This window comes from Micromonospora sp. WMMD754, assembly GCF_049315235.1.
In the GTDB taxonomy this organism is placed as follows: Bacteria; Actinomycetota; Actinomycetes; order Mycobacteriales; family Micromonosporaceae; genus Micromonospora; species Micromonospora sediminicola.
Genome location: NZ_CP186058.1, coordinates 4400846 through 4424379 on the forward strand (window position 1 = coordinate 4400846; position 23534 = coordinate 4424379).

Below are 23534 nucleotides of genomic sequence, written 5' to 3' on the forward strand. Positions count from 1 at the left end.
AGGCGGGGACAGTGAAGCGACGGCCCGCGATTCTCGTCCTGGAGGACGGGCGCACGTTCCACGGCGAGGCGTACGGCAGCGTCGGGGAGACCTTCGGCGAGGCGGTCTTCAACACCGGCATGACCGGCTACCAGGAGACGCTCACCGACCCCTCCTACCACCGGCAGGTGGTGGTGCAGACCGCGCCGCACATCGGCAACACCGGCGTCAACGGCGAGGACGACGAGTCCGGCCGGATCTGGGTGGCCGGGTACGTGGTGCGCGACCCGGCCCGGATCGGTTCGAACTGGCGCGCCACCGGCGGCCTGGAGGACCGGCTCGCCGCCGAGGGCGTGGTCGGCATCAGCGGGGTGGACACCCGGGCGCTCACCCGGCACCTGCGTGAGCGCGGCGCGATGCGGGTCGGTGTCTCCAGCGTCGAGGACGACCCGGCGGCGTTGCTGGAGCGGGTACGCCGCTCGCCGCAGATGGTCGGCGCCGACCTGTCCGCCGAGGTGAGCACCCCCAAGCCGTACGTCGTCGAGGCGCAGGGCGAGCACCGGTTCACGGTGGCCGCGCTGGACCTGGGCATCAAGCGCAACGTGCCGCGTCGGCTCGCCGCCCGCGGCGTCACCACGCACGTGCTGCCGGCCGGCTCGACGATCGACGACCTGCTCGCCACCGGCGCGGACGCGGTGTTCCTCTCGCCCGGCCCGGGTGACCCGGCGACCGCCGACGGCCCGGTGGCCCTGGCGCGGGAGGTGCTGACCCGGCGGATCCCGCTGTTCGGCATCTGCTTCGGCAGTCAGATCCTCGGCCGGGCGCTCGGCTTCGGCACCTACAAGCTCGGATACGGCCACCGCGGCATCAACCAGCCGGTGCTCGACCGGGTCACCGGCAAGGTCGAGGTGACCAGCCACAACCACGGCTTCGCGGTGCAGGTGCCGGGCGCCGGGGACGGCGCGGTGGTGCCGGATCAGGTGATCCAGACCGAGTTCGGCGGCGTCCAGGTGTCACACCTCTGCCTCAATGACAACGTGGTCGAGGGGCTGCGGGCCGTGGACGTGCCCGCCTTCACCGTCCAGTACCACCCGGAGGCGGCGGCCGGTCCGCACGACGCGGACTACCTGTTCGACCGCTTCGCCGAGCTCATCGAAGGCGGCAAGAATGCCTAAGCGGACCGACCTGAAGCACGTGCTGGTGATCGGCTCCGGGCCGATCGTGATCGGACAGGCCTGCGAGTTCGACTACTCCGGCACCCAGGCCTGCCGGGTGCTGCGCAGCGAGGGGATCCGGGTCAGCCTGGTCAACTCCAACCCGGCGACGATCATGACCGATCCGGAGTTCGCCGACGCCACCTACGTCGAGCCGATCACCCCGGAGTTCGTCGAGCTGGTCATCGCCAAGGAGCGCCCGGACGCGCTGCTGCCCACCCTGGGCGGGCAGACCGCGCTGAACACCGCGGTCGCGCTGCACGAGGCGGGCGTGCTGGAGAAGTACGGCGTCGAGCTGATCGGCGCCAACATCGAGGCGATCAACCGGGGCGAGGACCGGCAGCTGTTCAAGGACATCGTGGCCAAGGCCGGCGTACGCCTGGGCTTGGACGACCCGTCGACGCTGACCCCGCGCTCGCGGGTCTGCCACTCGATGGACGAGGTCCGGGACACGGTCGCCGAGCTGGGCCTGCCGGTGGTCATCCGCCCGTCGTTCACCATGGGCGGTCTCGGCTCGGGCATGGCGCACACCGACGAGGACCTGGAACGCATCGCCGGCGCGGGCCTGGCCGCCAGCCCGGTGCACGAGGTGCTCATCGAGGAGAGCGTGCTCGGCTGGAAGGAGTACGAACTCGAGCTGATGCGCGACCGCCACGACAACGTGGTGGTGGTCTGCTCGATCGAGAACGTCGACCCGATGGGCGTGCACACCGGCGACAGCGTCACGGTGGCTCCGTCGATGACGCTCACCGACCGGGAGTACCAGCGGCTGCGTGACCTCGGCATCGCCGTGCTGCGCGAGGTCGGGGTGGACACCGGTGGCTGCAACATCCAGTTCGCGGTCAACCCGGCCGACGGCCGGATCGTCGTGATCGAGATGAACCCGCGGGTGTCGCGCTCCTCGGCGCTGGCGTCGAAGGCCACCGGCTTCCCCATCGCCAAGATCGCCGCGAAGCTCGCCATCGGCTACACGCTGGACGAGATCCCCAACGACATCACGCTCAAGACGCCGGCTGCGTTCGAGCCGACGCTGGACTACGTGGTGGTGAAGATCCCCCGGTTCGCGTTCGAGAAGTTTCCCGGCGCCGACCCGGAGCTGACCACCACCATGAAGTCGGTGGGCGAGGCGATGAGCCTGGGCCGCAACTTCACCGAGGCGCTGAACAAGGCGATGCGCTCGATGGAAACCAGGTCGTCCGGTTTCTGGACCACCCCGGACCCGGCGGGAGCCACGAAGGAGAACACGCTCGCCGCGCTGCGGATGCCGCACGACGGCCGGCTCTACACCGTCGAGCGGGCGCTGCGCCTGGGCGCGTCGATCGCCGAGGTGGCGGAGGCGTCCGGCGGCATGGACCCCTGGTTCCTGGACCAGATCGCCGCCCTGGTCGAGCTGCGCGCCGAGATCGTCGACGCCCCGGTGCTCGACGCCGGCCTGCTGCGCCGGGCCAAGCGGGCCGGCCTGTCCGACCGGCAGCTGGCCGCGCTGCGCCCCGAGCTGGCCGCCGAGGACGGGGTACGCACGCTGCGCCACCGGCTCGGGGTCCGGCCGGTCTACAAGACGGTGGACACCTGCGCGGCCGAGTTCGAGGCGACCACGCCCTACCACTACTCGACCTACGACTCCGAGACGGAGGTGGCGCCCTCGGACCGGCCGAAGGTGCTCATCCTCGGCTCCGGGCCGAACCGGATCGGGCAGGGCATCGAGTTCGACTACTCGTGCGTGCACGCCGTACAGGCGCTGCGGGACGTGAACTACGAGACCGTGATGGTCAACTGCAACCCGGAGACCGTCTCCACCGACTACGACACCGCCGACCGGCTCTACTTCGAGCCGCTGACCTTCGAGGACGTGCTGGAGGTCTGGCACGCCGAGGACTCGTCGGGCAAGGCGGCCGGCGGGCCGGGCGTGGTCGGGGTGGTCGTCCAGCTCGGCGGCCAGACCCCGCTGGGCCTGGCGCAGCGGCTCAAGGATGCCGGGGTGCCGATCGTCGGCACCTCCCCGGAGTCGATCCACCTGGCCGAGGAGCGGGGCGCGTTCGGCGCGGTGCTGGCCCGGGCCGGGCTGCGGGCGCCCGCGCACGGCATGGCCACCTCGTACGACGAGGCGAAGGCGATCGCCGACGAGATCGGGTACCCGGTGCTGGTGCGGCCGTCGTACGTGCTCGGCGGTCGGGGCATGGAGATCGTCTACGACGACGCCACGCTGCGCGACTACATCGGCCGGGCCACCGACATCTCGCCCGACCACCCGGTGCTGGTGGACCGCTTCCTCGACGACGCCATCGAGATCGACGTGGACGCGCTGGTCGACGCGGACGGCGACGTCTACCTGGGCGGCGTGATGGAGCACATCGAGGAGGCCGGCATCCACTCCGGCGACTCCTCCTGCGCGTTGCCGCCGATCACGCTGGCCGGCTCGCACCTGACGCAGGTGCGCCGCTACACCGAGGAGATCGCCCGCGGCGTCGGGGTGCGCGGCCTGCTCAACGTCCAGTACGCGTTGCAGGGCGACACGCTCTACGTGCTGGAGGCCAACCCCCGCGCCTCGCGTACGGTGCCGTTCGTGTCGAAGGCCACGGCGGTGCCGCTGGCCAAGGCGGCGGCCCGGATCGCGTTGGGCGCGACGATCGCGCAGCTGCGCGCCGAAGGCCTGCTGCCGCCGACCGGTGACGGCGGCACCATGCCGGCCGACGCGCCGATCGCGGTCAAGGAGGCGGTGCTGCCGTTCAAGCGGTTCCGCACCCCGGCCGGCAAGGGCATCGACGTGCTGCTCGGCCCGGAGATGCGGTCCACCGGCGAGGTGATGGGCATCGACACCGGCTTCGGCCGGGCGTTCGCCAAGTCGCAGGCCGCCGCGTACGGGTCGCTGCCGACGGCCGGGAAGATCTTCGTCTCGGTGGCGAACCGCGACAAGCGCGGCATGATCTTCCCGATCAAGCGCCTGGCGGACCTCGGCTTCGAGATCGTCGCCACCACCGGCACGGCCGAGGTGTTGCGCCGGCACGGCATCGCCTGCGAGCAGATCCGCAAGCACTACGAGTCGGGCGAGGGGGCGGACGCGGTCTCGCTGATCCTCGGCGGCGACGTGGCGCTGGTGGTCAACACCCCGCAGGGCTCCGGCGCGAGCGCCCGCTCGGACGGCTACGAGATCCGCAGCGCCGCGGTCACCGCGGACATCCCGTGTGTCACCACCGTCCCCGGCGCCGCCGCCGCGGTCATGGGCATCGAGGCGAGGATCAACGGCGACCTCCAGGTCCGCCCCCTCCAGGACCTGCACGCCGCCCTCCGGGCCGGCGAGTGACCACCCCGACGTCCGCGTCGATCATGAGGTTGGCGGCGGCAGCGGAGATCCACATCGCCGCCAACCTCATGGTCAACGGGTCGGGGGCGGGGCGGTGATCTTCGAGAAGGTGGTGCGGCCGCGGCTGTTCGCGCTCGGGGGCGGGGACGCCGAGGCGGCGCACGAGTGGACCCTCGCCCGGCTGGCCGCGCTGTCGCGGCGGCCGGCGGTGCTGGCGGCGCTGCGTCGGACGTACTTCCGGGCCTCGCCGCGGGAGGTGTTCGGGGTGCGCTTCCCGAACCCCGTCGGGTTGGCCGCCGGCATGGACAAGAACGGTCTGGCGCTGCCCGCCTGGCCGGCGCTCGGCTTCGGTTTCGTCGAGGTCGGCACCGTGACCGCGCACGCCCAGCCGGGCAACCCCCGGCCCCGGCTGTTCCGGCTGCGCGACAGCGAGGCCGTGATCAACCGGATGGGCTTCAACAACGCCGGCGCGGACGCCCTGGCCGCCCGGCTGGCGGCGCTGCCGCGCCCGCTCGGCGTGCCGCTGGGCATCTCGCTGGGCAAGTCCAAGGTGACCCCGTTGGACGAGGCGGTCGAGGACTACCTGGCCTCCTACCGGGCGCTCAAGGGGCACGGCGACTACTTCGCGGTCAACGTCTCCTCGCCGAACACCCCGGGCCTGCGGTCGCTGCAGGACCGGTCCCATCTGGACGCGCTGCTCGCCGCGCTGGTGGGGGAGAAGCCGGTGCTGGTGAAGATCGCCCCGGACCTCAGCGAGCCGGCCGTCGCCGAACTGCTGGAGGTGTGCCTGGACCGGGGCGCGGCCGGCGTCATCGCCACCAACACCACGCTCGGCCGGGACGGGCTCGCCCCCGCCGACCGGGCGCGCGCCGCCGAGGCGGGCGGCCTCTCCGGCCGGCCGCTGACCGACCGCGCCCGGGAACTGGTCGGCTTCGTGCACCGGGAGACCGGGGGCCGTCTGCCGGTGATCGGCGTCGGCGGCATCCTCGACCCCGACGACGCGACCCGGATGTTCGACGCCGGCGCCGCCCTGGTCCAGCTCTACACCGGCTTCATCTACCGCGGCCCCGCCCTCACCCGAGCCATCACCACCCGCACCACCCGTTGACCCCGGTGCGCGCGATCTTGCAGTTTCGGCCCCGGCGCACCGCTCATACCGGGCGCGACACGGGCCGAAACCGCAAGATCGCCGGGGAGAGGCGAAGGAGGAGAGTCCGTGACGCCCGAGGAGATCCTCACCCTTGACCGGCGGCACGTCTGGCATCCCTACTCGGGGATGCCGGCGGGCAGCCCGCCGTACGTGGTGGAGAGCGCCGCCGGGGTGCGGTTGCGGCTGGGCGACGGGCGGGAGCTGGTCGACGGCATGTCGTCCTGGTGGGCGGCGATCCACGGCTACCGGCACCCGGTGCTGGACGCCGCGGTGACCGACCAGCTCGGACGGATGAGCCACGTGATGTTCGGCGGCCTCACCCACGAGCCCGCGGCACGCCTGGCGCGCACCCTGGTCGAGCTGGCCCCGGACGGGCTGGAACACGTCTTCCTGGCCGACTCCGGCTCGGTGAGCGTCGAGGTCGCGGTGAAGATGTGCCTGCAGTACCAGCGTGCCGTCGGGCGCCCGGGACGCCGCCGGCTGGGCACCTGGCGGGGCGGCTACCACGGCGACACGTTCCACCCGATGAGCGTCTGCGACCCGGAGGGCGGCATGCACCACCTGTGGGGCGACGTGCTGCCCCGTCAGGTGTTCGCGCCGGTGCCGCCGCCCGGCTTCGACGCCACGCCCGACCCGGCGTACGAGGCGGCGCTGGTGGAGGCGGTGGAGCGGCACGCCGACGAGCTGGCCGCGGTGATCGTCGAGCCGGTGGTCCAGGGCGCCGGCGGGATGCGGTTCCACCACCCGCACTACCTGCGGGTGCTGCGCGAGGTGACCCGGCGGCACGGCATCCTGCTGGTCTTCGACGAGATCGCCACCGGCTTCGGCCGGACCGGCCGGATGTTCGCCGCCGAGCACGCCGGCGTCACGCCGGACGTGCTCTGCGTCGGCAAGGCGCTCACCGGTGGCTATCTGACGCTGGCGGCGGCGCTCTGCACCCCCGAGGTGGCCGGGGCGATCTCCGCCGACGGCGTGCTGGCGCACGGTCCGACGTTTATGGGCAACCCGCTCGCCTGCGCGGTCGCCAACGCCTCCCTGGGCCTGCTGCGGGCCGGGGACTGGTCCGGGCGGGTGGCGGGGATCGCGGCGGGCCTGCAGGCCGGCCTGGAGCCGTTGCGCGGCACGCCGGGCGTGGCCGACGTTCGGGTGCTCGGCGCGATCGGCGTGGTCCAGCTGGACCACGAGGTGGACCTGCCGCGGGCGACCGCCGCCGCGGTCGGGGAGGGGGTGTGGCTGCGCCCGTTCCGGGACCTGGTCTACACCATGCCGCCGTACGTCTGCGACGAGGCGGACGTGGCCCGGATCGCGGCCGGCGTGGCCGCCGCGGTCAAGGCCGGCTGAGTCCCGGCCGGGCGGTCAAGGCCGGCTGGTCCGGCCGGGACGACCTGACGCGACGGGAGGTCCGTCGCCGGACACGGAGGCGGCCCCGGCCGCCGGAAGAGGGAGATGCGCGATGGAGACGTTCGGCGCCCGCCTGCACCGGGCCGTGGCGGAGCGGGGACCGCTCTGCGTGGGGATCGACCCGCACCCGGGTCTGCTTGCCGACTGGGGCCTGCCCGACGACGTCGAGGGGCTCGAACGGTTCAGCCGCACCGTGGTGGAGGCGATCGGCGACCGGGTGGCCGTGGTCAAGCCGCAGTCGGCGTTCTTCGAGCGCTTCGGCGCGCGGGGTGTCGGCGTGCTTGAGTCAACTATCCGACAGTTGCGAAATGCGGGCGCGCTCGTTCTGCTCGACGTCAAGCGCGGTGACATCGGCTCGACGGTCCGCGCGTACGCCTCGGCGTACCTCGATCCATCCAGCCCGCTGTATGTCGACGCGGTCACCGCGAGCCCCTACCTGGGGGTGGGTTCGCTCGCCCCGATGTTCGAGTTGGCCGCCGCGCACGGCGGCGGAGTGTTCGTCCTGGCGCTCACCTCGAACCCCGAGGGCGCTGCCGTGCAGCGTGCCGTGGCCGCCGACGGACGCACCGTGGCGCAGACTGTGATCGACGAGATTTCCCAGCTCAACCGGGGTGCGGAGCCGCTCGGCAGCATCGGCCTGGTGGTCGGCGCGACGATCGGTGAGACCGGTCACGACCTGGATGCGGTCAACGGTCCGCTGCTCGCGCCGGGCCTCGGGGCGCAGGGTGGGACGCCCGCCGGGCTGCGTGCGGTCTTCGGCGCCGCCCTGCCGTCGGTGCTGCCGTCGTACTCCCGTGAGGTGCTGGGCGCGGGGCCGGACCAGGCGGCCCTGCGGGCCGCCGTCGAGCGGGTGCTGACCGAGTGCCGGGCCGCCCTGACCACCGCCTGACTGACTGACGGCTCCGTCACTTTACGTTGATCATCGCGCGTCCACGTTGCCGAAAACTCCGTTGACCGCTAGTTTTCCCCGCGCTGGGAACCACGGACCCCTTTGGTTGCCAGCGACACCACGTTTCACAGCTGCGGTGGGGCGCTCCGCCCGCCGTACTAGGGACCTGAGGAGAACTGGTGCCGCTCCCGTCACTGACCCCCGAACAGCGCGCTGCCGCGCTGGAGAAGGCCGCGGAGATCCGCAAGGCCCGCGCTGAGCTGAAGGAGCAGCTCAAGCAGGGCAAGACCACCCTCGCCACCGTCCTCGAGCGGGCCGAGTCCGACGACGTCGTGGGCAAGCTGAAGGTTTCGGCAGTGCTCCAGGCGATGCCGGGCATCGGCAAGATCCGGGCCACCCAGATCATGGAGAAGCTCAAGATCGCCGACAGCCGTCGCCTGCGCGGCCTCGGCGAGCAGCAGCGTAAGGCGCTGCTCGGAGAGTTCGCCGCCAACTGAACGGCCCACCGTGTAGAAACAAGCGGTGAGCACGGATGACGAGGCGCGCTCGGCGGCTCGGCTCACTGTCCTTTCCGGCCCCTCCGGGGCCGGCCGGGGCAGTGTCGTCGAGTTGGTCCGGGCGCGCCTTGCGTCCGTGTGGGTGCCGGTGGTCGCCACCACGCGGCCGCCGCGACCGGGCGAGCGGGACGGGGTGGACCGCCTCTTCCTCGACCCCGCCGGCTTCGACCGGCTGATCGCGGCCGGCGAGCTGCTGGAGTGGTGCCGGATCGGGCCGTACCGCCGGGGTGTGCCCCGCGCGGACGTGTGGACCCGGCTCAGGCAGGGCCGTCCGGTGCTGCTGCCGTTGGACCTGGCCGGCGCGCTCGCCGTCCGGGCCGTGGCGCCGCGGGCCCGCCTGGTGCTGCTCGCGCCGCCGGCGTACCGGGCCGACCCGGCCGTCGCGGCCCTCTTCACACACGCCGTGGCGCACGACCGAACCGAGCGTGCCGCCACCGAGCTGGTAGGATTGCTCGGTTCGTCATTCCTGGCCCCGGCCCGACCGCCTCCCGGCGGTTGAGCGGCCCGCCAGCCGGTCACCGCCCCCGGGCGGCGCACGAGACGCAGAGGTTTGAATTCGTGGGATCCATCGCCACCAACCCCGAGGGCATCACCAACCCGCCGATCGACGAGCTGCTCGAGAAGACCACCTCGAAGTACGCGCTGGTCATCTTCGCCGCCAAGCGTGCCCGCCAGGTCAACGCCTACTACAGCCAGCTCGGTGAGGGCCTGCTGGAGTACGTCGGCCCGCTGGTGGAGACCACCCCGCAGGAGAAGCCGCTCTCCATCGCGATGCGTGAGATCAACGCGGGCCTGCTCACCGCCGAGCCGACCGACCAGCCGTAGTTCCGCCCGCGCCGATGCCCGCCGAGATCGTCCTCGGGGTCGGCGGTGGCATCGCCGCCTACAAGGCGTGTGAGCTGCTCCGGCTCTTCACCGAGTCGGGTCACCGGGTCCGGGTCGTGCCGACCGCGTCGGCGCTCCGCTTCGTCGGTGCGCCGACCTGGGCGGCCCTCTCCGGCCAACCGGTGGCCGACGACGTCTGGTCCGACGTGCACGAGGTGCCGCACGTGCGGCTCGGGCAGCACGCGGACCTGGTCGTGGTGGCGCCGACCACCGCCGACCTGCTCGCCAAGGCCGCGCACGGCCTCGCCGACGACCTGCTCACCAACACGCTGCTGACCGCGCGCTGCCCGGTGGTGCTGGCCCCGGCCATGCACACCGAGATGTGGGAGCACCCGGCGACCGTGGCCAACGTGGCCACGCTGCGCTCCCGGGGCGTACGGGTGATCGAGCCGGCGGTCGGCCGCCTGACCGGGCGGGACACCGGCAAGGGCCGGCTGCCCGACCCGGCGGAGATCTTCGCCGTCGCCCGGCGGGCGCTGGCCCGCGGCGTCGCCGCCCCGGCCGACCTGGCCGGCCGGCACGTGGTGGTCACCGCCGGCGGCACCCGCGAGCCGCTCGACCCGGTCCGCTTCCTCGGCAACCGGTCCTCCGGCAAGCAGGGGTACGCGTTCGCCCGCGCCGCCGTGGCCCGGGGCGCCCGGGTGACGCTGGTGTCGGCGAACGTGGCCCTCGCCGACCCGGCCGGCGCCGACCTGGTCCGGGTGGGCACCACCGAGGAGCTGCGCGAGGCCACGCTGGCGGCGGCCACCGACGCGGACGCCGTGGTGATGGCCGCCGCGCCCGCCGACTTCCGTCCGGCCAGCTACGCCACCGGGAAGATCAAGAAGTCGGCGGACGGCGTCGCGCCGACCGTCGAGCTGGTCACCAACCCGGACATCGCCGCCGAGTTGGGCCGGGATCGCCGGCCCGGGCAGGTGCTGGTGATCTTCGCCGCGGAGACCGACGACGCCGAGGCCAACGGCCGGGCCAAGCTCGCCCGCAAGCGCGCCGACCTGATCGTGGTCAACGAGGTGGGTGTCGACAAGGTCTTCGGCGCGGAGACCAACGCGGCGACCGTGATCGGGGCCGACGGCGCCGTGCACCGGCTGCCCGAGCAGCCCAAGGAGGACCTGGCCGACGCCGTCTGGGATCTCGTGGCGGCGCGCCTGGGCCCGCCGTCCTGACGGTTGGTCTGCTCGCCGTTCCCGGGGCCGGACCGGAACGGGGGCGACTAAACTGCCGCCGAGCGACCTTTAAAAGTCTTCACATGCTTAGGAGTGCCGTGACACGTCTCTTCACGTCCGAATCGGTCACGGAGGGCCACCCGGACAAGATCGCCGACCAGATCAGTGACGGCATTCTCGACGCGCTGCTCGCGCAGGACCCGCACAGCCGGGTCGCGGTGGAAACGCTGATCACCACCGGGCAGGTGCACGTCGCCGGCGAGGTGACCACCAAGGCGTACGCCGACATCCCGACCATCGTCCGGGAGACCATCCTCGGCATCGGCTACGACTCGTCGAAGAAGGGCTTCGACGGCGCGTCCTGCGGCGTCAGCGTGTCCATCGGCGCCCAGTCGCCGGACATCGCGCAGGGCGTGGACAACGCGTTCGAGCTGCGTACCGGTGGCTCGGAGAGCGCGCTGGACGCGCAGGGCGCGGGCGACCAGGGCATGATGTTCGGCTTCGCCTGCTCCGAGACGCCCGAGCTGATGCCGCTGCCGATCGCGCTGGCGCACCGGCTGGCCCGCCGGCTCGCCGCGGTGCGCAAGGACGGCACCATCCCCTACCTGCGTCCGGACGGCAAGACCCAGGTCACCATCGAGTACGACGGCCTGCGCCCGGTACGCCTGGACACGGTGGTCGTCTCCAGCCAGCACGCGGCGGACATCTCGCTGGAGTCGCTGCTCACGCCGGACGTGCGGGAGCACGTCATCACGCCGGAGCTGGAGGGCCTGGGTCTGGAGACCGAGGGCTACCGGCTGCTGGTGAACCCGACCGGGCGGTTCGAGATCGGCGGCCCGATGGGTGACGCCGGCCTGACCGGCCGCAAGATCATCGTGGACACCTACGGCGGGTACGCCCGGCACGGCGGTGGCGCGTTCTCCGGCAAGGACCCGTCGAAGGTCGACCGGTCCGCCGCGTACGCGATGCGCTGGGTGGCCAAGAACGTGGTCGCCGCCGGCCTGGCCGAGCGGTGCGAGGCGCAGGTCGCGTACGCGATCGGCAAGGCGCACCCGGTGAGCCTGTTCATCGAGACGTTCGGCACCGAGACGGTGGCGGTGGCCTCGATCGAGAAGGCGGTGGCCGAGGTGTTCGACCTGCGTCCCGCCGCGATCATCCGCGACCTGAACCTGCTGCGCCCGATCTACCAGCAGACCGCCGCGTACGGCCACTTCGGCCGGGAGCTGGCGGACCTGACCTGGGAGAGCACCGAGCGGGCCGCCGACCTCAAGTCGGCCGCGGGAGCCTGACCGCCACCACGCGCCGCGACCGGCGACCCGCCGAGGGGTCGCCGGTCGCTCGCGTCTGCGTGGACGTGCCGCTGCCGCATCTCGACCGGCCGTTCGACTACCTGGTCCCGGAGGCGCTGGACGCCGACGCCCGGCCCGGGGTGCGGGTGAAGGTCCGGTTCGCCGGGCAGCTCGTCGACGGCTGGCTGCTGGAACGCGTCGCCGAGTCGGCGCACCCCAAGCTCGCGTACCTGGAGAAGGTCGTCTCCCCGGTGCCGGTGCTCTCCCCGGAGGTGGCCCGGCTGGCCCGGGCGGTCGCCGACCGCTACGCCGGGAGCCTGGCCGACGTGCTCCGCCTCGCCGTGCCGCCCCGGCACGCCCGCGCCGAGAAGGCCCTCACCGCCGCCGGCACGTCCGCGGACCCCGAACGCGCCCCGGACGCCGCCGGAGAGACCCACGTCGACGCCGGCGTCGCGCCGTCGGCGGCCGCCGACACGTCCGCGGGCCCCGACCGCGCGCCTGCCGCCTCTCCGGCGGACCCCGGGTCCGTGCGACCGGAACCGGTCGGCGCGCCGGTCGATCCGCGCGGCTGGCGGGACTACCCGGCCGGGCCGGCGCTGATCCGGGCGCTCGCCGACGGCCGGGCGCCCCGCGCCGTCTGGTCCGCGCTGCCGGGGGAGGACTGGGCCGAGCGGTACGCCGACGCCGTGGCCGCCACCGTGGCCGGCGGCCGGGGAGCGCTGGTCGTGGTCGCCGACGCCCGGGACCTGGACCGCCTCGACGCGGCGCTGACCGCGCTGCCGGGCGCGGGGCGGCACGTCCGGCTCACCGCCGCCGACGGCCCGGCCGCCCGGTACCGCGCCTTCCTGACCGCCCGCCGGGGCGAGGCGCGGGTGGTGATCGGGACCCGGGCCGCCATGTTCGCCCCGGTGGAGCGGCTCGGCCTGGTGGCCGTCTGGGACGACGGCGACGACCTGCACGCCGAACCCCGCGCGCCCTACCCGCACACCCGCGAGGTGCTGCTCACCCGGGCCCAGCTCACCGGCGCGGCCGCCCTGGTCGGCGGCTACGCCCGGACCGCCGAGGCGCAGCTGCTGGTGGAGACCGGCTGGGCCCGGGAGGTGGTCGCCGACCGCGCCACCGTCCGGGCGCGGATGCCGGCCATGGCGCCCACCGGCGACGACCCGCAGCTGGCCCGGGACCCCGGCGCGGCCTCCGCCCGGCTGCCCAGCCTGGCCTGGACCACCGCCCGGGACGCGCTCCGCGCCGACCTGCCGGTGCTGGTGCAGGTGCCCCGCCGCGGCTACCTGCCCTCGGTCGCCTGCGCCGACTGCCGGGCCCCGGCCCGCTGTCCGCACTGCGCCGGTCCGCTGAGCCTGCCCTCGGCCCAGGGCACGCCGGCCTGCCGCTGGTGCGGCCGGGTGGCCGCCGCGTACGCCTGCCCGGAGTGCGGCGGGCGGCGGCTGCGGGCCTCGGTCACCGGCGCCCGGCGTACCGCCGAGGAGCTGGGCCGGGCGTTCCCGGGCGTGCCGGTGCGGACCTCGGGCCGGGAGGAGGTGCTGGCCACCGTGCCGGGTGGGGCCGGGCTGGTGATCGCCACCCCGGGCGCGGAGCCGGTGGCCGAGGGCGGCTTCGGCGCGGTGCTGCTGCTCGACTCGTGGGCGCTGCTCACCCGGGCCGACCTGCGGGCCGGGGAGGAGGCGCTGCGCCGGTGGATGGCCGCCGCCGCGCTGGCCCGTCCCGGCGCGGCCGGGGGCCGGGTGGTGGTGGTCGCCGACGGCGCCCTCGCGCCGGTGCAGTCGCTGCTGCGCTGGGACGCGGCCTGGTTCGCCGAACGGGAGCTGGCCGAACGCCGCGAGCTGGGTTTCCCGCCGGCGGTGCGGATGGCCAGCGTCACCGGCGTGGCCGAGGCGGTGGCCGACCTGCTGGCCGGCGCCCGGCTGCCGGACGACGCGGAGGTCCTCGGCCCGGTGCCGGCGGAGGAGGGGCGGGAGCGGATGCTGGTCCGGGTCCCCCGGGCCCGGGCCGCCGCCCTGGCCGACGCGTTGCACGCGGCGGCCGGGCAGCGCAGCGCGCGCAAGGCGGTCGATCCGGTCCGGCTCCAGGTCGATCCGCTCAGCCTGTTCTGACCGGCCCCCGACGGCCGTGACCCAGCGCACCCGGGCCGGCGCGCACGGTCGTGAGCTGGGGTTTGCCGCACACCTGGTCCGGCAATTGGGTAGCGGGCGGTGATAGCATCGCCCGTCATGCCCAGGCGCGCGGTTTTCCGCGCGGGACACGGCACGGCGGATGCTCCCAGCACGTCGGGCCGACACGGATTCGATGTCGTCAGTCAGCCGGTGAGCAGGGGTGGACCAGTCGTGACCGTTCGTCAGTCGATCGTCTTCAACGGCGACCTCGGCAGCGGCAAGAGCACCGTTTCCGTCGAGATCGCCAAGCGGCTCGGCCTGCGCCGGGTCAGCGTCGGCGACCTCTACCGGCAGATGGCCCAGGAGCGGCAGATGACCGCCCTCCAGCTCAACCTGCACGCCGAGCTGGACCAGGCCGTCGACGGCTACGTCGACCAGCTCCAGCGCGACATCGCCGCCTCGGGCGAGTCGCTGGTGATGGACTCCCGCCTGGCGTGGCACTTCTTCACCGACGCGCTCAAGGTGCACATGATCACCGAGCCGACCGAGGCGGCCCGACGGGTGCTGGCCCGCCCGTCCGGTCCGGCCGAGAGCTACACCTCGCTGGAGGAGGCGCGGGCCAAGCTGCGCGAGCGCAGCGAGAGCGAGCGCGGCCGCTTCATCGTCCGGTACGGCGTCGACAAGGCCCGGCTGCGCAACTACGACCTGATCTGCGACACCACCCGGGCCAACCCGGAGCAGGTGATCCAGCACGTGGTCGACGTCTACGAGGGCCGGCTCGGCGCCGAGGTGCTGCGCGCCGGCCAGCCGCTGCTGCTGCTCGACCCGAACCGGGTCTACCCGACCGAGGACGTGGCCACGCTGCGCGGTCTCTGGGACTCGGAGTTCGCCGGCGAGGTGGCCGAGGCCGGCGACGAGGCGCTGGAGCCGCTGAGCATCGGCTACACCGGTGAGTACTTCTTCGTCGTCGACGGGCACCGGCGGCTCAGCGCCGCGGTGCGCGGCGGGTTCCCGCTGGTGCCCGCCCGGCTGGTCGCCGAGGTCGACGAGCCGGTGGTCGGCGGCATGAGCGCCGTCGACTTCTTCGCCGCCCAGGCCCGGCCGGGTCTGATCCACGACTGGGAGGACGCGCACGGCATCGCGCTGCCGCTGCCGGAGCACGCCCTGCTCGGCAGTGGTGCGGTGCTCGCCGGGGAGCCGGGCGCCGGGGCCTGACGGCCGTCCGCGCGCGGCGACGGGATCGCCCGATCCGGCGGAAACGGGGCATGATGGGGGTCTCCGACGCCTGGGGAGGCCGACCGTGGATCCTGCCGACGCCCTCGCGCTGCTGATGTCCCCCGCGGGTCGGGTCGACCCCTACCCGACGTACGAGCGGTTGCGCGCGCACGGCCCGGTGGTCCAGGCCGGGCCCGTCTTCTACGTGGTGACCGGGTACGCCGAGGCCGACGCGATCCTGCGCGACGCCCGGTTCGGGGTGATGGACGACGGCCTGCGCGACCAGTTCATGCCCGGCTGGCGGGAGAGCCCGGCGGTGCTGTCCATCTCCCGGTCGATGCTGCGCACCAACCCGCCCGACCACAGCCGGATGCGGCGCCTCGCCGCCGGCGCGTTCACCCCACGCCGGATCGCCGCGATGCGCGACGTGGTGCAGGCGCAGGCCGACGACCTGGTCGACCGGCTGCTGGCCGGCGGGCGGGGCGGCGCGCCGGTCGACTTCATGGCCGAGTTCGCGTACCCGCTGCCGGTCGGGGTGATCTGCGCGCTGCTCGGCGTCCCGGCGGCGGACCGGCCGCTGTTCCGGCGCTGGGCCACCGACCTGACCGGGGTGCTGGAGCCGGAGATCACGGCCGACGAGCTGGCCGTGGCCGACCGGGGCGCGGGCGAGCTGCGGGCCTACTTCACCGAGCTGGTCGCGGCCCGCCGCCGGGCCCCCGCCGACGACCTGACGACCGCGCTGGTCCAGGCCCACGACGGCCATGATTCGGCCTCCGCGCCGCAAGACGGCGCTCCGGACCGAATGAGGGCCGACAGCGACGGTGAGAGCCTCTCCGGCGACGAGCTGCTGGCCAACCTGATCGTGCTGCTGGTGGCCGGCTTCGAGACCACCACCAACCTGCTCGGCAACGGTCTGGTGGCGCTGCTCGACCACCCCGACGCGGCCGCGACGCTGCGCGAGCACCCGGAGTTCGCCCCCGGCTACGTCGACGAGCTGCTGCGCTACGACTCGCCGGTGCAGCTGACCTCCCGGATGAGCACCGAGCCGTCCCGGCACGGCGGCCTCGACCTGCCGCCGGAGAGCTGGATCATCGTGATGCTCGGCGCGGCCAACCGTGATCCCCGCCGCTACCCGGAGCCGGCGCGCTTCGACCCGTGGCGACCGCAGATCCACCCGCTGTCCTTCGGCGCCGGGCCGCACTACTGCCTCGGCGCCGCGCTGGCCCGGCTGGAGGCACAGGTGGCGTTCCCGCTGCTGCTGCGCCGGCTGCCCCGGCTGGCTCTGGCCGGCGCGCCCGAGCGGCGGGTCCGGCTCACCCTGCGCGGTTACGCCACGCTGCCGGTCACCGTCGGGCGGGAGGCGTCCCCGGTCACCGTTCCCGGTACGCCACCGGAGGCGTCCGGCCGCACTCCGTAGACTGGGACGGCACCACCCGTCCCAGACAAGGAGCCACGCCGCGTGACCGTCCAGCCCATCCGTCTGTTCGGCGACCCGGTGCTGCGCACGCCGGCCGACCCCGTGGTCGACTTCGACGCCGAGCTGCGCAAGCTGATCGCCGACCTGACCGACACGATGCGCGAGCAGAACGGCGCCGGCCTGGCCGCGCCGCAGCTCGGGGTGGGCCTGCGGGTGTTCACCTTCGACGTCGACGACATGCTCGGCCACCTGGTCAACCCGGTGCTGGAGTTCCCCGACGAGGAGGAACAGGACGGCCCGGAGGGTTGCCTGTCCATCCCTGGGCTCTACTTCGACACGAAGCGCCGGCAGAACGTGATCGCCAAGGGCTTCACCGCCCACGGCGACCCGATGCAGATCGTCGGCACCGGCCTGATGGCCCGCTGCCTGCAGCACGAGACCGACCACCTCGACGGGGTGCTCTTCCTCGACCGCCTCGACGCGGCCGGCCGCAAAGAGGCCATGAAGGCGATCCGGCAGGCGGACTGGTACGACCAGGCCGCCCCGCCCACGGTCAAGCTGAGCCCGCATCCCGTCACCAACCCGTTCGGCCTGGGGCGGTGACCCGGATGCGCCTGGTCTTCGCCGGCACGCCGGCGGTCGCCGTACCGGCCCTGGACGCGATCGCCACCTCCGGCCACGAGCTGCTCGCCGTGGTCACCCGCCCCGACGCCCCGGCCGGCCGGGGCCGAGGGCTGCACCGCTCGCCCGTCGGCGCGTGGGCCGACGCGCACGGCGTCGAGGTGCTCACCCCGGCCCGGCCACGCGAACCGGAGTTCCTCGACCGGCTGCGCGCGTTGGCGCCGGACTGCGTACCCGTGGTCGCCTACGGCGCGCTGGTGCCGCCGGTGGCGCTGGAGATCCCCCGGCACGGCTGGATCAACCTGCACTTCTCGCTGCTGCCCGCCTGGCGGGGCGCGGCGCCGGTGCAGCACGCCGTGCTGCACGGCGACGAGCTGACCGGGGCCAGCGTGTTCGAGCTGGAGGAGGGGCTGGACACCGGCCCGGTCTACGGCACGGTCACCGACGAGATCCGTCCCACCGACACCTCCGGCGACCTGCTGGAGCGGCTGGCCCACTCGGGCGCCGGGCTGCTGGTCGCGGTGCTCGACGCGATCGACGCCGGCACCGCCCGGGCGCAGCCGCAGCCGTCGGACGGCGTCTCGCTCGCCCCGAAGCTCACCGTCGAGGACGCGCGGGTGCGCTGGAGCGACCCGGCGTTCGCGGTGGACCGGCGGATCCGCGCCTGCACGCCGGCCCCGGGTCCGTGGACCACCTTCCGCGGCGACCGGGTCAAGCTCGGCCCGGTCACCCCGCTGGCCGACGGCCCGGAGTTGAAGCCGGGCGAGCTGCTGGCGGAGAAGTCCGGCGTCCTGGTCGGCACCGCCACCGGGCCGGTGCGCCTCGGTGAGGTGCGCGCCGCCGGCAAGAAGGCCATGTCGGCCGGCGACTGGGCGCGCGGCGCCCGGGTCGCCGCGGGCGAGGTTTTCGCGTGACGCGGCCGGAGCGGCCCGTCGAGGGCGAGCGTCCCCGGGGGTACGGGCGCGGCGAGCGCGGTTCCGGGCGCCCCGGTGACCGGTCCGGCGGGCCGTCGCGGGGCGGCTACGACCGGCGGGACACGCGCCGCCCGGTGCGGCCCGCGGTGGACCTGCCCCGGCAGGTCGCCTACGAGGCGATCGCCGCGGTGCACCGCGACGACGCGTTCGCCAACCTGGTGCTCCCGACGATGCTGCGCGAGGCGGGGCTCAGCGGCCGCGACGCGGCGTTCGCCACCGAGCTGACCTACGGCACGCTGCGGCACACCGGCACCCTGGACGCGATCGTCACCGACGCGGCGGGCCGGGACGTGCAGCGCATCGACCCGCCGGTGCGGGACGCGCTGCGGCTCGGGGCCTACCAGCTGCTGCACACCCGGGTGCCGGCGCACGCCGCGGTCTCCTCCACCGTGGACCTGGTCCGGACGGTGGGTCCGGGCGCGACCGGCTTCGCCAACGCGGTGCTGCGCGAGATCGCCGGGCGGGACGCCGACGCGTGGGTGGCCAAGCTCGCCCCGGCCGAGGAGACCGACCCGATCGGCCACCTGGCGCTGGCGTACAGCCATCCGCAGTGGATCGTCCGGGCGTTCGCCGAGGCGCTCGGCGGTGACCTGGGGGAGACCACCCGGCTGCTGATCGAGGACAACGAGCGCCCACCGGTGCACCTGTGCGCCCGACCCGGCCTGGCCGACCCGGTGGCGCTGGCCGACGAGGTCGGCGGCGCGCCGGGCGCGTTCTCGCCGTACGCGGTCTACCTGCCCGGCGGCGCGCCGGGCGACCTGGCGGCGGTGGCCGACGGGCGGGCGCACGTGCAGGACGAGGGCTCCCAGTTGGTGGCCGACGCGTTGGCGAACGCGCCGCTGGAGGGCCCGGACGGCCGGTGGCTGGATCTGTGCGCCGGCCCGGGCGGCAAGTCCGGTCTGCTCGGTGCGATCGCGGCGACGCGCGGGGCGCGGTTGACCGCGGTCGAGGTGGCCGAGCACCGGGCCCGCCTGGTCGCCCAGGCCACCCGCGGGCTGCCGGTCACGGTGGTGCACACCGACGGGCGCACTGTCGGCGGGGACCCGAAGCTGCCGGAGGGGCACTTCGACCGGGTGCTGGTCGACGCGCCGTGCACGGGGTTGGGGTCGCTGCGCCGCCGGCCGGAGTCGCGCTGGCGCCGCCAGCCGGCGGACCTGCCGCCGCTGACCCGCCTGCAGCGTGAGCTGCTCACCGCCGCGCTGCGCGCGGTCCGTCCGGGTGGCCTGGTCGCGTACGTGACCTGCTCGCCGCACGTGGTGGAGACGCACGTGACGGTGACCGAGGCGTCCCGGCGCTGCGGCCTTCCGGTCGACTTCGTCGACGCCCGGCCGCTGCTGCCGGCCGGCATGCCGGGTCTGGGCGACGGCCCGACGGTGCAGCTCTGGCCGCACCGTCACGGCACGGACGCCATGTTCCTGGCCGTCCTCCGCCGAGGCTGACCGGCTCCGCCCCTCCACTGGGTTGATCAAGGAGTTCGCCGTCGGATTCCCGACGCGAACTCCTTGATCAGCGCGGAGGCGGCGGGGGAGAGGCATCCCGGGGGCGGTAGGGGGTTGGTGGGATGTGACGCGCCGTTGACTGTGCGATCGATACATGTAACTGTTCCGATCACCGGTCGACCCGTCACCCCCGCCCGCCGACCCCCATGAGGAGTCTCCATGAGACGCAGCACGCCGACCACGAGCCTCGCGCTCGCCCTCGTCGCCACCCTGACGACGGCGAGCCTGGCCGGCACCGCCTCCGCCGCTCCCGCGCCGGCCCCCGCCCCGGCATCCGCCACCGCCGTCGCGCTCGCCGCGCCGGACGTCTCCCTGGCCAACGTCCAGGCCCACCTCACCCAGTTCAACTCCATCGCCAGCAGCAACGGCGGCAACCGACGGGCCGGCTCGGCCGGCTACGCCGCGTCGGTCAGCTACGTCAAGGGCAAGCTCCAGGCGGCCGGTTACACGGTCACCGAGCAGACCTGCACCACCTGCACCTACCCGGGCAGCAACCTCATCGCCGAGTGGCCGCAGGGCCCGACCGACCAGGTCGTCATGTTCGGCGCCCACCTGGACAGCGTCTCCGCCGGCCCGGGCATCAACGACAACGGCTCCGGCTCGGCCACCCTGCTGGAGAACGCCCTGGTGCTCGCGGCGCAGAACCCCACCATGACCAAGCGGGTCCGGTTCGCCTGGTGGAACGGCGAAGAGCAGGGGCTGCAGGGCTCGAAGTACTACGTCAACCAGCTCAGCTCCACCCAGCGGAGCTACATCAAGGGCTACTACAACTTCGACATGGTCGCCTCGCCCAACGGCGGCTACTTCATCAACCGGATCACCTCGGCCACCGCGGCGCCGCTGAAGGCGTACTGGGACTCGTTCGGCATCCAGCCGGAGGAGAACACCGAGGGCCAGGGCCGCTCCGACGACTACTCGTTCGCCAACGCCGGCATCCAGACCTCCGGGTACGCGGCGGGCGCCAGCTACACCAAGACCGCAGCCCAGGCCAGCAAGTGGGGCGGCACCGCGGGCGCGGCGTACGACGGCTGCTACCACCGCTCCTGCGACACCACCAGCAACATCAACACGACCGTCCTCAACCGCAGCGCCGACGGCGTGGCGTACGCCATCTGGCAGCTCGCGGTCGGCGGCGGCACCCCGACCAACGACTTCTCCGTCGCGGTGAGCCCCACCTCCGGCAGCGTCGCCCGGGGCGGCTCCACCACCGCCACCGTCAGCACCGCCACCACCAGCGGCAGCGCCCAGACCGTGGCGCTGTCCGCCAGCGGCGCCCCGAGCGGCGTCTCGGTGAGCTTCAGCCCGTCCTCGGTCACCTCGGGCGGCTCCGCCACCATGACGGTCACCGCCTCGTCGTCGGCTACCACCGGCACGTTCACGCTCACCGTGACCGGCACCGGCTCGGCCACCCGCACCGCCAGCTACACGCTCACCGTGACCGGCGGGGGCGGCGGCTGCACCGGCGGGCAGCTCATCGGCAACAGCAGCTTCGAGTCGGGCAGCACGCCGTGGACGGCCAGCTCGGGCGTGATCACCAACGACTCCGGCCAGGCGGCCCGGACCGGCTCGTACAAGGCGTGGCTGGACGGCTACGGCTCCTCGCACACCGACACGCTGAGCCAGTCCGTCACCCTGCCGGCCGGCTGCGCCAGCTACACGCTGGCCTTCTGGCTGCACATCGACACGGCCGAGACGACCACCTCGGTCGCGTACGACAAGCTGACCGTGCAGGTCGGCTCGACCACGCTGGCGACCTACTCGAACCTGAACAAGGCCACCGGCTACACCCAGCGCACCTTCAACCTCGCCGCGTACGCCGGCCAGACGGTCACGCTCAAGTGGACCGGCGTCGAGGACTCCTCGCTGCAGACCAGCTTCGTCCTGGACGACGTGACGCTCCAGGTCGGCTGAGCACACCGGGCGGGGTGGGCCGACGCCCGCCCCGCCCCCGGCTCAGGTGACCGGCAGCGCCTTCGCCCCGGCGCCCCGGACCGACCGGGTCAGCGTGCGGTCGGAGACCCAGAGGAAGCACTGCACGCCCCGGTCGCCGTCGCGCCACTGCTGCTCGTACGGGTGGTAGATGATGGTGCCGGCCCGGTACTGCAGGTTGCCGTCGTTCGGCACCTTGGCGTACGTGGCGATCAGTCCCCGGCACGCCTTGTGCGCCCGCAGCGAGGTGCGCTGGAACTCCGCGTAGCTGATGTCCGGCGCCTGCCAGATCCCGACGAACTCGGCGTGGTGCTTGGCGGTGCAGGCGACCGGCCGCATCGCCTCGATGTCGTCCTTCACCAGCTTCGGGTTGAAGCAGCCCAGCGCCAGCGGCGAACCGGGCTTCAGGGCGGCGCGCAGGCTGCCCTGACGCTCGGTCACCGTGCCGTCGTCCAGGTCGTTGACCTCGGCGACGTCGCAGCGGTACCAGCGGGCCCCGCCGGACCACGCCGGGGCCGACGGGAACACCACGGACAGCTGCAACCGCCCCGACCGCCAGTCCGCGCCGACGGCCTTGGTGACCTGCCGGGCGCAGTCGGCGTGGGCGGCGCGCAGACCGGCGGATCCGCCGCGCGGAGGCGCGGAGCGCGCGGCCTCCGGCCCGGTCAGCGTGCCGACGTGCAGCGTCTCGGCCCGGTGCGTGGTGGCGCAGTCGACCGGTTGGTAGCCGCTGAGATAGCCGACGTCGGCGACGGTCGGGTGGCAGACGTCGGCCTTCGGCACGAAGCCCACGGGCGCGGCGAATGCGGGCCAGTCGTCGGCCAGGTCACGGTCCACCCCGGCCGGCGCGCCGCAGCCGCCGAGCGCCAGCACCGCCACCGCGCCCGCGGCGACCGCCGCCCACCATCGCCGCATCGCGACCGACCTCCCCGCCGTCCGGAGCCGCCCGGCCGACCGGTACGCCTCGGCGACGCAGCATACGGCACCGATGCTCAGATGACGGGTAGTCCCTCCGGGCCGGCCCCGCGCATCGAGCGGGTCAGCTTCCGGTCGTCGCTCCACAGGAAACAGCGCACCCCCCGGTCGCCCTCCTCCCACTCCCGCTGCGACGGCGGGTAGAAGATGGACCCGGCCCGGTACGGCAGCTCGGCGTTGTCCGGCACGTCGGCGAAGGCGGCGATCAACGTCATGCAGCGCCGGTGCACCGACGGCGCGCCCCGGGTGAACTCCGCCCAGCTCACGTCGCGTTCGGAGTAGACGCCCACGAACTCGGCCCGGTGCGGTTCGGTGCAGAGCACCGGCGCCATGTAGTTGAGGTTCTGCCCGATCAGCTTCGGGTCGAAGCAGCGGTGCACCAGCGGGTTGTCGCCGACCAGGGCGCCACGCAGGCTGCCGATCCGGTTGACCGGCCGGGTGTTGTCGATGCTGTCGGTCTCGGCCAGGTCGCAGCGGAACCAGCGCGCGCCGGCGACCCAGGCGGTGGCCGGGGGCAACGCGATGTTCAGCGTGAGCCGGGCGGCGTGCCAGTCCCCGCCGATCATCTCCCGGGCCCGCTGGTCGCACTCGGTGCGCGCGACGCGCAGCGCCGGGGAGCCGGGCTCCGGGCGGGCGCCGGCGGCCGCCGGACCGGTGAACGTGCCGACGTGGACCGCCTCGGCCAGGTGGCTGCCGGCGCAGTTCACCGTCTCGTACGTGGCGGCCTGCACCACCGCGGTGAGCCGGGGCAGGCACGCGTCGGTGGCCGGGACGAACAGCTGGGGCGCGGGCAGCGCCGCCCAGTCGTCGACGAGGTCCCCGTCGGCCCGGTGCGCCGGGACGCAGCCGGCGATCACCGCCGTCACGGCACCGGCCAGCGCGAGCGTGTGGAGCCACCGTCGCATCGTCCGCCCCTTCGCCGGAGAGATGGCAGCCGCACACCGCGGGCCCGTGCGGCGTCCCCCGCG

General features: G+C 74.1%; 19 protein-coding genes. 17 read left to right on the plus strand and 2 right to left on the minus strand.

Annotated elements, in window-relative coordinates; genetic code table 11:
• Positions 1-11: 11 nt before the first annotated feature.
• From carA to ACN27B_RS21340, 17 genes are all read left to right on the plus strand, one after another.
• The gene (gene carA, locus ACN27B_RS21260; RefSeq protein ID WP_099161535.1) at positions 12-1154 is read left to right on the plus strand and encodes a glutamine-hydrolyzing carbamoyl-phosphate synthase small subunit; all 1143 of its coding nucleotides are present in this window, start codon (positions 12-14) and stop codon (positions 1152-1154) included.
• Positions 1147-4494 carry a carbamoyl-phosphate synthase large subunit gene (carB, locus tag ACN27B_RS21265; RefSeq protein ID WP_422741341.1) on the plus strand — a complete coding sequence of 1116 codons (3348 nt, stop codon included), beginning with the start codon at positions 1147-1149 and terminating at the stop codon, positions 4492-4494. The genes carA and carB overlap by 8 nt, the downstream gene beginning before the upstream one ends.
• A 94-nt stretch (positions 4495-4588) precedes the next feature.
• The gene (locus tag ACN27B_RS21270; RefSeq protein ID WP_422741342.1) at positions 4589-5602 is read left to right on the plus strand and encodes a quinone-dependent dihydroorotate dehydrogenase; all 1014 of its coding nucleotides are present in this window, start codon (positions 4589-4591) and stop codon (positions 5600-5602) included.
• 108 nt (positions 5603-5710) lie between these two features.
• Positions 5711-6985: an adenosylmethionine--8-amino-7-oxononanoate transaminase gene (locus tag ACN27B_RS21275; RefSeq protein WP_422741343.1), complete on the plus strand. Its 1275-nt coding sequence runs from the start codon at positions 5711-5713 to the stop codon at positions 6983-6985.
• A 112-nt stretch (positions 6986-7097) separates the two neighbouring features.
• Positions 7098-7934, plus strand: a complete 837-nt coding sequence (gene pyrF, locus ACN27B_RS21280) for an orotidine-5'-phosphate decarboxylase (protein ID WP_099161531.1) — start codon at positions 7098-7100, stop codon at positions 7932-7934.
• Positions 7935-8113: 179 nt separating this feature from the next.
• Complete coding sequence (gene mihF, locus ACN27B_RS21285) at positions 8114-8431, plus strand: integration host factor, actinobacterial type (RefSeq protein WP_013285515.1); 318 nt, start codon at positions 8114-8116, stop codon at positions 8429-8431.
• 25 nt (positions 8432-8456) lie between these two features.
• The gene (locus ACN27B_RS21290; protein WP_422741344.1) at positions 8457-8990 is read left to right on the plus strand and encodes a guanylate kinase; all 534 of its coding nucleotides are present in this window, start codon (positions 8457-8459) and stop codon (positions 8988-8990) included.
• A gap of 59 nt (positions 8991-9049) precedes the next feature.
• A complete protein-coding gene (rpoZ, locus tag ACN27B_RS21295) occupies positions 9050-9316 on the plus strand; it encodes a DNA-directed RNA polymerase subunit omega (RefSeq protein ID WP_013285517.1) in 267 nt (88 codons plus the stop codon).
• Between the two features lie 14 nt (positions 9317-9330).
• Positions 9331-10539: a bifunctional phosphopantothenoylcysteine decarboxylase/phosphopantothenate--cysteine ligase CoaBC gene (gene coaBC / locus ACN27B_RS21300; RefSeq protein WP_099161529.1), complete on the plus strand. Its 1209-nt coding sequence runs from the start codon at positions 9331-9333 to the stop codon at positions 10537-10539.
• An 83-nt stretch (positions 10540-10622) separates the two neighbouring features.
• Positions 10623-11828, plus strand: coding sequence for a methionine adenosyltransferase (gene metK, locus ACN27B_RS21305; protein WP_091578019.1), 1206 nt, complete (start codon positions 10623-10625; stop codon positions 11826-11828).
• Positions 11829-11887: 59 nt separating this feature from the next.
• The gene (locus ACN27B_RS21310) at positions 11888-13936 is read left to right on the plus strand and encodes a primosomal protein N' (RefSeq protein ID WP_422741345.1); all 2049 of its coding nucleotides are present in this window, start codon (positions 11888-11890) and stop codon (positions 13934-13936) included.
• A gap of 231 nt (positions 13937-14167) precedes the next feature.
• On the plus strand, positions 14168-15151 hold the full coding sequence (locus ACN27B_RS21315) for an AAA family ATPase (RefSeq protein ID WP_422741346.1): 984 nt from the start codon (positions 14168-14170) through the stop codon (positions 15149-15151).
• 85 nt (positions 15152-15236) lie between these two features.
• The gene (locus ACN27B_RS21320) at positions 15237-16568 is read left to right on the plus strand and encodes a cytochrome P450 (protein ID WP_422741347.1); all 1332 of its coding nucleotides are present in this window, start codon (positions 15237-15239) and stop codon (positions 16566-16568) included.
• 42 nt (positions 16569-16610) lie between these two features.
• Positions 16611-17171 (plus strand): peptide deformylase, encoded by a 561-nt coding sequence (def, locus tag ACN27B_RS21325; protein WP_091578009.1) that lies wholly within the window; start codon positions 16611-16613, stop codon positions 17169-17171.
• Positions 17172-17176: 5 nt separating this feature from the next.
• Positions 17177-18103 (plus strand): methionyl-tRNA formyltransferase, encoded by a 927-nt coding sequence (fmt, locus tag ACN27B_RS21330; RefSeq protein ID WP_422746028.1) that lies wholly within the window; start codon positions 17177-17179, stop codon positions 18101-18103.
• Complete coding sequence (locus ACN27B_RS21335; protein ID WP_099161526.1) at positions 18100-19602, plus strand: RsmB/NOP family class I SAM-dependent RNA methyltransferase; 1503 nt, start codon at positions 18100-18102, stop codon at positions 19600-19602. The genes fmt and ACN27B_RS21335 overlap by 4 nt, the downstream gene beginning before the upstream one ends.
• 219 nt (positions 19603-19821) lie before the next feature.
• A complete protein-coding gene (locus tag ACN27B_RS21340) occupies positions 19822-21573 on the plus strand; it encodes a M28 family peptidase (RefSeq protein ID WP_422741348.1) in 1752 nt (583 codons plus the stop codon).
• 42 nt (positions 21574-21615) lie between these two features.
• On the opposite strand, the gene ACN27B_RS21345 is transcribed toward ACN27B_RS21340, so the two are convergent.
• The gene (locus ACN27B_RS21345; RefSeq protein ID WP_422741349.1) at positions 21616-22506 is read right to left on the minus strand and encodes a septum formation family protein; all 891 of its coding nucleotides are present in this window, start codon (positions 22504-22506) and stop codon (positions 21616-21618) included.
• A 77-nt stretch (positions 22507-22583) separates the two neighbouring features.
• Positions 22584-23471, minus strand: a complete 888-nt coding sequence (locus tag ACN27B_RS21350; protein WP_099161523.1) for a septum formation family protein — start codon at positions 23469-23471, stop codon at positions 22584-22586.
• Between the last annotated feature and the right edge of the window lie 63 nt (positions 23472-23534).